Here is a 7,463-nt window from a genome sequence, read left to right as displayed (position 1 = left end):
CCCCAGCGCCACCCGCAGGCGCCCCTCGTTCTCCTCCAGGAGCCGGGCGGCCGTCGGTCCGTCGACCTCGCCGAGGATCGTGAGGATCGCGTTCTTGACCTCGCCGTCCGTCGCCGCGAGGGCCCGCTCGATCTCCTCGTCCGGCGCCCCCGTCGCCAGAGCCACGATGCGGTGGGAGCGGGCGCGGAGCTTCTCGTTCGAGGCGCGGACGTCCACCATCAGGTTCCCGTACGTCTTGCCCAGGCGGATCATCGTGATCGTCGAGAGCATGTTCAGGACCATCTTCTGTGCCGTGCCCGCCTTCAGCCGTGTCGAGCCCGTCAGCAGCTCCGGGCCCACCACGACCTCGATACCGTGGTCCGCGGCCGCCGCGAGCGGGCTGTCCGCGTTGCAGGACAGACCGACGGTCAGCGCCCCGCGTGCGCGGGCGTACTCCACAGCGCCGACGGCGTACGGGGTGCGGCCGGAGGCCGAGACGCCCACCACCGTGTCGGCGGCGGTCAGGGCGAGCGCTTCGAGGGCGTCCCGCGCCAGCTCCTTCGAGTCCTCGGCGCCCTCGATCGAGTTGACCACGGCCTCCGGACCGCCCGCGATGAGGCCGACCACCTGGGACGGGTCCGTGTTGAAGGTCGGCGGGCACTCGGAGGCGTCCAGTACCCCCAGCCGCCCGGCGGTGCCCGCGCCCGCGTAGACCAGCCGCCCACCGCGCCCCATCCGCTCGGCGAGGGCGTCGATGGCGGCGGCGATCCGGGGCAACTGCGCGGCGACGGCAGCGGACACCGTCGCGTCCTCCCCGTTCATGAGCCGCGCGATGTCGAGAGTGGGCAGTTGGTCGATCTCGGCCAGCTCCGGCCGGAACGCCTCGGTGGTCAGCGTCTCCAGCTCGGCTTTCAGGCCACGGGAATCAGGGGAGATATTGGCGGGGGAGGCCATGGCGACGGCTCTTTCCGTGTGGTGCCATTGTTCTGTTTGGGGGTGCTGAGGGCACGCCCCGTCAGGGGCAGCCCCGTAAGGGGCGCGGGGAACTGCGCGACCAGCCACAACAAACCCGCAGATCCCCACAAACATCCAGCCCTACGACGCTGTCTTCCCGACTCACCTCGAGGGCCCACTCCGGTGCCGGTGAGCCAACGCCTCGTACGAAGCGGAAAGCGCCAGCGCAGCCGTCTCGTACGTCCGCTGCGCCACCCCGATGAACAGACAGTCCACGACCAGCAGCTGACTCGTCCGGGACGACATCGCCGCCGGCCGCAACTCGCTCTCCCGGGCCGTGGACGTGGTGAGCACATGGTCGGCGTACTGGCTGACCGGACCGTCGGGGCGCCCGGTGATGGCGATCGTCGTAGCCCCGTGTTCGAACGCGACCCGCAGCGGCTCGATGACATCCCCCGTCGAGCCGGAGTGCGTGATCGCGATCGCCACGTCCCGCGCGGCGAGCTGCACCGCGTTGGTGACGGCGAGGTGCGGGTCGCCGTGCGCGTGGGCTATGAGCCCTATCCGCAGCAGCTTCTGCGTGAGGTCCTGGGCGACGAGCCCGGACGCCCCCACGCCGTACACGTCGATGCGCCGGGCCGCCGCCAGCGCCGTGACCGCCGCGCCGAGCTGGACCGTGTCGAGGCCGGCCGCGGTGTCGGCGAGGGTCTGCTGCTCGTCGTACGCGAGCTTCGCCACCACGTCCGCGAGGGGGTCGTCGACCGCGATGTCGGCGGTGACGGCGGGCGCCCGGCCCGACTGCTGCTGCGCGGCGAGTCCGGCGAGCGCGAGGCGCAGGTCCCGGTAACCCGGATAGCCGAGCAGACGGGCCGTACGGACGACCGTCGCCTCGCTGGTGCCGGTGAGCTCGGCGAGTCCGGTGACGGTGAGGGCCGCGCAGCCCGCGGGGTCACCGGCGACGGCTTCGGCGACCCGCTGCATGGACCTGGTCATGGACGGGGCGAGGGTACGCACCTTGGCCGCGAGGGCGGCGGGAGCCGGTGGCGCGCCGCCACCGAAAATTTCCTTCACTTCGTTGCTCACGACCTGAAAGATATTTTCCGCTCGGGCGCACGGTCAAGGAGAGTGCGCACAATGGGGGGCATGGACCCCAGCAGTGACCCCAGTAGTGAACCCGGCAGTGCCCCCGGCGGTGATTCCATCCGTGCCTCCGTCAGCCCCTTGGAGCAGACGCTGCACGCCGCTCGCGCCCTCGTCCTGGCCGACCTGGTCGCGGGCGACGTCGCCGAGGCCGACGTCGTCTCGCTGGTCGAGAACTCGGTGGTCGAGCGCCGATGGTGGGTCGAACAGTGGCCGGAGGGCGCGGAGTACGTGGCCGGGCTCGTCGCGCAGGACGTCCAGGACGCGCTGCTGGAGCGGTACGGGCGCTGGCCCCTGTGCCCGGTGTGCGGCTCCGGCGACCCGCACGCCCTCGACGTCGAGCCCGAACTGGGCGCCGACCCCCACTGGGTGTGCCACAAGGCGGGCGTGAAGGTCGCGGCGGTGGGTTCCCTGGGATCGGCGGCCGGCGGGACGACGCCCTCGTGACGCTCTACATCGACCCGCCCACCTGGCCCGGCCACGGCCGCATGTGGTCGCACCTGGTCAGCGACGCGTCGTACGACGAACTCCACGCCTTCGCCCGCAAGCTGGGCATCCCCGAGCGCGCCTTCGAACGCGACCACTACGACGTCCCCTCGCACGTCTACGCGGACGCGGTGCGCGCGGGTGCCGTGGAGGTGGGCTCGAAGGAACTGGTGCGCAGGCTCACCGCGGCGGGCCTGCGCCGGCCGAAGGGGCGCGGGAACGGGAACGGGAACGTGAACGGGACGTAAGGCTCCCACACGCCCGGCTCAGGACCATCCGGGCCGCCAGGCCGCCAGGCCGTCAGGACCGCAGCCCCAGCGCGTAGGCGAGCTGCTCCCCGTCATCACTGACCTGCTGGAACCCCGCCCGGGTCACCACTCCCTGCGACGCCGCGTTCCCCTTGTCGACGACCGCGAACAGTGACCGGACGTCCTCGCGCCCCCGCGCCCAGTCCGCCAGCGTGCGCAGCGCCTCCGTCATGTAGCCGTGGCCGCGGGCCCCCTCGACGAGGTCGTAGCCGATCTCGGTGCGGCCCTCCTCGTCGGGGGCGGAGTGGAAGCCGAGGGCGCCGAGGGCGCGGCCGTCCTCCGCGCCGACCAGGGCGTACATGCCCCACTCCGCGCGGAGCATCCCCGTCTCGTACAGCTTGACGAGCATGCCCGCGCCCACGCGCGTGCCCTCGGCCGGGCCGCCCTCGATCCAGTCGAAGCCGCCGGTGCCGCCCGCGGCCAGATCGGCGGCGGCGGCCGGGGTGATGGCGTGCAGGGCGAGCCGCTCGGCGGGGATGACAAGTGCGTTGCTCCACCGCCACTCGGTGACCGGGGCGCGGCCGGGCAGGTCGCGGCGGCCTGTGGCCCACAGGAGGGTGGGCCAGGGTTCGGGGCCGGGCCGTACGTTCGGGAAGAGGCGGGTGAGGACGTCCTGGCAGAGGTCGGCGGGGGGCTCGTACGGCAGGCCGAGGCCCTCGGCGATGTCGTGCGTGTGCAGCAGCACCTCCGTGACGCCCATCGCGGCGAACCCCTCGCGGTCGGCGGCGCGGAACGGGTACGGGTGGAAGGCGCGCACGTCACGTGGTGTCGTCCGGACGGTCGCCGCGAGGAGGGTGCCCGTCGTCCCGATCACGTCGAGCACGTCCGCCGTGTCGGTCCCGTCGTCCATGACCAGCTCGAAGGGCACCCACGCCTCGGTCGCGCGCCCCGCCAGCTGGCCCGCGTACGCGAGGTGGGTCGACGCGATGTGCACGGCCGTCTCACGGCAACTCCACTCCAGACGGCCCGCCTTGGTCCCCTCCCAGTCGCGGTCCACGGCGGTCCGCAGCAGCGTGAGCGCGTGTCCGACGGCTTCCTGTACCTGGTCCCCACCCATTGGTCGCATGGCGCGAGGATAGGAGGGATCAGCTGTCGGTACGTACCGGATTACCGGCCCGGTCGGCCGCGCCGTCGGCACTGGCACCGGCACCGGCGACCACGCGGGACGCGGGAGCCGGACGGGACGTACGAGACGAACGGCGGTGCAGCCGCAGCGAGACGGCCGTCGCGCCGATGGCCGCCGCCGTGAGGCCCGCGCCCGCCCAGGCCGTGGACGCGAAGCCGAACCCCGCGTCGATGACCGCGCCGCCGAGCCAGGGGCCGCCGGTGTTGCCGAGGTTGAAGGCGGCGGTGGTGGTGGCGCCGGCGAGTGTGGGGGCGGCGCCCGCGACGTTGAACAGACGGGCGTTGAGCGCGGGCGCGGTGTAGAAGGCCGAGAGACCGAGGAGGAAGGAGAGGGCGACGGCGAGGACCGCGTACTGCCCGAGGAGGGCCAGCGCGACGAGGAGGACCGTGGAGGCCGCGGTGCCGCTGAGCAGTACGCCGAACAGGTGGGCGTCGGCGATCCGCCCGCCGATCGCCGTACCGATCAGCGCGCCGATCCCGAAGAGCGCGAGCACGGTCGGCACCCAGCCGTCGTCGAGCCCGGCGACGTCCGTGAGCAGCGGGGCGAGGTAGCTGAACGCGCAGAACACCCCGCCGGCGGCCAGCGCCACGACGGACACGGACAGCCAGACCTGGGGGTCGCGGTAGATCCGGGCCTCCTGCCCCAGCCGGGGCCGCTCGTCGGGCACGGGCAGCGCCGGGATCAGGCTGACGACCCCGACGAGTGCGATCCCCGTGGCGACGGCCACGGCCCAGAACGCCGACCGCCAGCCGAAGTGCTCCCCGAGGAAGGCACCGGCCGGTACACCGAGAACATTCGCGATCGACAACCCACCGATCATCACGGCGAGCGCGCGAGCCCGGGTGTGGACCGGCACCATCGCCACCGCCACGGCGGCACCCACCGCCCAGAACCCCGCGCAGGCCAGGGCGCTCACGACGCGGGAGGCGAACAGAATCGGGTAGTTGGGCGCGAGGGCACCCGCGACCTGGCCGAACCCGAAGACCGTGATCAGCGTGACGAGGGTCGTACGGCGAGGCAGCCGGAGCGTGGCCACCGCGAGCAGCGGCGCCCCGACCACCATCCCGATCGCGAACGCCGAGATCAGCAGCCCCGCCCGGGGGATGCTGACCCCCATGTCCTCCGCGATGGGCGGCAGCAGCCCGGAGAGCATGAACTCGCTGGTGCCGAGCGCGAAGACGGAGAGCCCGAGAACGTAGACGGCGAGGGGCATGCGGGGCCGGTCGGTGTCAGGGCGGTCGGTGGCTGAGCGTATGCGCATGCATGGATCAGCCGTGGGCGTGGGTCGGGCATTCCCGTGATCCCACCCGTGTCTCAGGAGCCGGCGGCGAGCCGATCGATTTCGGCCCCGAGGTTCCGGCGGGCCCGCGCCTCCCACTCCCGTTCCCCGTACGGCGTCCTGAACAGCCGTGGCAGGTCGAGGAGTTGGCGCAACACGGCGGCCCGTCCGGTACGGAAGGCGTCGTCGGGAACGAAGGAGTACTCCTCACGAACGGCTCGCGCGTAACCGTCGTACGCCTCCGGCTCCGCCGCCAGAATGGCCAGATCCGCGTCGCAGAGAACGGCTCCGTTGGTGTCGTCGTCGGCGGGGTCATGGGTGACGGTCAGTCGCACCAGCCGGGCGACCTCGTCCGTCGTCTCCCGCGAGACCCCGGCCTCAGGCAACGCCCGCTCCGCGAGTCGCGCCGACCGCTCCTCGTTCTCGGACCGCTCGGGGAGATACACGGCATCGTGGAACCAGGCGGCGAGACGTACGGCTTCCGGGTCGTCGGCGTACTCCGCCAGTACGTCGACATGGTCCAGGACGGCTGCGAGGTGATCGACCGTGTGGTACCGCCGCTGCTGTTCCGACCAGCGGTTGAGGAGGTTGTCGGCGTAGGGGTACGGGTCGGGGTTCGGGTCACCCGCACGGGCGGCGAGCAGGGTGCGCTGCCAGCGGGAGCGGAGGGTGCCGAGGGTGTCGGGGTGGGCCATGGGGATCATTGTGCTCCTGGTCCCTTCCCGTGCTCCCTTGTGCTTCCCCTGTGCTTCAGGACGGCTGACCGGCGTCCTTCTCCGGGTAGCGGGGCAGTTTCTCTGTCGAGATCGTCCAGTCGGCGATGGTGACGTCCTCGCCGTACAGGAAGTCCTTGCGTGTCGCGTAGCGAGGGCCGTCGGGAGTGGGGTGGATGTCGCTGAGGACGGCGCCGGAACCGGTGCGCGGATCGAAGATCGCGTAGATGGGGATCCCGATCAGGGGGTAGTCGCGCATCTTGGTCACCCAGTCGTTGTCAGGATTGGAGCGGGAGACGACCTCGATGGCGGCGACGAGCGTACGGGGATCGATGGACCCTTCGACGTTCAGGTCGGTCCACGCGATCACCATCACATCCGGGTGCCGCATGATGCCCTCGGGCTCGTCCTCCACGTCGGGTGTGCCATTGTGCGCCAGCAACTCGTCCGGCATGACCTTCTCCAGACGGCGGCTGACGTGCGCAGCCGTGACCTCGTGAGGTCCCCCCGGCGACATCATGTCGTGAACGATCCCTTCCTTGGTGATCTCGAATTTGCCCGGGAGGGTGTCGTCCATCGACTGAACGAAGTCCCGCATGCTCCGGTACGGGTGGGAAGCGCCCTGCTGTGCGTCGTCCGAGGCGATGGTCATGGCGCTCGCTCCTCGTCGTCTGTGCCCGGGGGCAAGGATCGTCGCTTTCATGCTATGCGGCCTCCTGGAGGTCGGTTCGGTAGACGCGAGAGCGGCCGAGGACGGGCGAGCGGAAGACGCGGTCGCAGTCCTCGCAGGTGGGGGCGGCGCGGAGTGGTGATCGCGGCGAGCATATGCCAGCCAACCGGGCCGGAATCCGGCCGAGTTGAGCATTGCCACTCTTCCGGGTGATGGGGTTTCCACGGTCCGGTGTCGCTGCGTAGAGCACGAGCCACAGGGGCGCCACTAGCGTGACCCCATGAATCCAGCAGACGCACGCGACGCACTGGAACGCGACCCCGACCTCCCCGGCCGACTGCTCGTCACTGAGCGGGACGTCCTGATTCCCCTTCTCCGGGCGCGTGCGGAGGAGGACTTCGCGCTGCGGACGGCCTGTCCCGGGTGGACGGTGCGGCATGTGGTGGCGCACTGCGGGTCGGCGTTGATGCGGGTGGTGGAGGGGCGGTTCGAGGAGGGGGTGTTCAGTCCCGAGTCGAACGACCGCGACATCGCCGAGCGCGCCGACTGGCCGGTCTCCCGTGTCGTGGACGAGCTGGAGAGGGGCATGACGGAAGCGGGCCCGGCGATCGTGAAGGCCGGGGGCGCCCTGGACGCGGTCGCGCTCGGGGAGTGGATCCACGCGGGTGACGTACGGGACGCGTTCGGGGCGCCGGGAGCGTACGCGGGGGACGGGCTTCCGTACGCCCTCACCCTCCTGGTCCAGCGCGCCCGTGAGAAGTCCTCCGTCTCCCTCCACGCCGACCTCGACGACATGGACGCTGTCTCT

At 71.7% G+C, this 7,463-nt stretch carries 9 protein-coding genes; 3 read left to right on the top strand and 6 right to left on the bottom strand.

Annotation, left to right across the window (positions count from 1 at the left end):
• On the bottom strand, positions 1-933 hold a 933-nt coding region (murQ, locus tag FNH08_RS39515), incomplete at its 3' end, for an N-acetylmuramic acid 6-phosphate etherase (RefSeq protein WP_152776345.1).
• 162 nt (positions 934-1,095) lie between these two features.
• Positions 1,096-2,016 (bottom strand): MurR/RpiR family transcriptional regulator, encoded by a 921-nt coding sequence (locus FNH08_RS39510; RefSeq protein WP_322726213.1) that lies wholly within the window; start codon positions 2,014-2,016, stop codon positions 1,096-1,098.
• A gap of 60 nt (positions 2,017-2,076) precedes the next feature.
• Here FNH08_RS39510 and FNH08_RS39505 point away from each other — a divergent pair, with 60 nt between their 5' ends.
• Together FNH08_RS39505 and FNH08_RS39500 are read left to right on the top strand one after the other, a co-directional pair.
• Positions 2,077-2,520: a hypothetical protein gene (locus FNH08_RS39505; RefSeq protein ID WP_228034637.1), complete on the top strand. Its 444-nt coding sequence runs from the start codon at positions 2,077-2,079 to the stop codon at positions 2,518-2,520.
• Positions 2,517-2,807 carry a DUF4031 domain-containing protein gene (locus tag FNH08_RS39500; protein ID WP_322726212.1) on the top strand — a complete coding sequence of 97 codons (291 nt, stop codon included), beginning with the start codon at positions 2,517-2,519 and terminating at the stop codon, positions 2,805-2,807. The genes FNH08_RS39505 and FNH08_RS39500 overlap by 4 nt, the downstream gene beginning before the upstream one ends.
• Positions 2,808-2,859: 52 nt before the next feature.
• Here FNH08_RS39500 and FNH08_RS39495 read toward each other — a convergent pair whose 3' ends face one another.
• The 4 genes from FNH08_RS39495 to FNH08_RS39480 all read right to left on the bottom strand — a co-directional run bounded on the left by FNH08_RS39495 (position 2,860) and on the right by FNH08_RS39480 (position 6,637).
• A complete protein-coding gene (locus tag FNH08_RS39495) occupies positions 2,860-3,924 on the bottom strand; it encodes a GNAT family N-acetyltransferase (RefSeq protein WP_152776346.1) in 1,065 nt (354 codons plus the stop codon).
• A 28-nt stretch (positions 3,925-3,952) separates the two neighbouring features.
• Positions 3,953-5,206 (bottom strand): Cmx/CmrA family chloramphenicol efflux MFS transporter, encoded by a 1,254-nt coding sequence (locus tag FNH08_RS39490; protein WP_194238780.1) that lies wholly within the window; start codon positions 5,204-5,206, stop codon positions 3,953-3,955.
• Positions 5,207-5,307: 101 nt separating this feature from the next.
• The gene (locus tag FNH08_RS39485; RefSeq protein ID WP_152776343.1) at positions 5,308-5,967 is read right to left on the bottom strand and encodes an HD domain-containing protein; all 660 of its coding nucleotides are present in this window, start codon (positions 5,965-5,967) and stop codon (positions 5,308-5,310) included.
• 55 nt (positions 5,968-6,022) lie between these two features.
• Positions 6,023-6,637 carry a Uma2 family endonuclease gene (locus FNH08_RS39480; RefSeq protein ID WP_152776342.1) on the bottom strand — a complete coding sequence of 205 codons (615 nt, stop codon included), beginning with the start codon at positions 6,635-6,637 and terminating at the stop codon, positions 6,023-6,025.
• Between the two features lie 298 nt (positions 6,638-6,935).
• Here FNH08_RS39480 and FNH08_RS39475 point away from each other — a divergent pair.
• Positions 6,936-7,463 (top strand): maleylpyruvate isomerase family mycothiol-dependent enzyme (locus FNH08_RS39475; protein ID WP_152776341.1); only part of this gene is annotated, 528 nt, incomplete at its 3' end.

The sequence above is a fragment of the Streptomyces spongiae genome (assembly GCF_009377185.1).
Lineage (GTDB): Bacteria > Actinomycetota > Actinomycetes > Streptomycetales > Streptomycetaceae > Streptomyces > Streptomyces spongiae.
This window is presented reverse-complemented; position numbering and strand designations above follow the sequence as displayed.

Bases quoted from the DNA above. Each gene is read 5' to 3' on its own strand.
- FNH08_RS39480 (WP_152776342.1), bottom strand. From the start codon at position 6,637: ATGACCATCGCCTCGGACGACGCACAGCAGGGCGCTTCCCACCCGTAC.
- FNH08_RS39485 (WP_152776343.1), bottom strand. From the start codon at position 5,967: ATGGCCCACCCCGACACCCTCGGCACCCTCCGCTCCCGCTGGCAGCGC.
- FNH08_RS39505 (WP_228034637.1), top strand. From the start codon at position 2,077: ATGGACCCCAGCAGTGACCCCAGTAGTGAACCCGGCAGTGCCCCCGGC.
- FNH08_RS39495 (WP_152776346.1), bottom strand. From the start codon at position 3,924: ATGGGTGGGGACCAGGTACAGGAAGCCGTCGGACACGCGCTCACGCTG.
- FNH08_RS39490 (WP_194238780.1), bottom strand. From the start codon at position 5,206: ATGCCCCTCGCCGTCTACGTTCTCGGGCTCTCCGTCTTCGCGCTCGGC.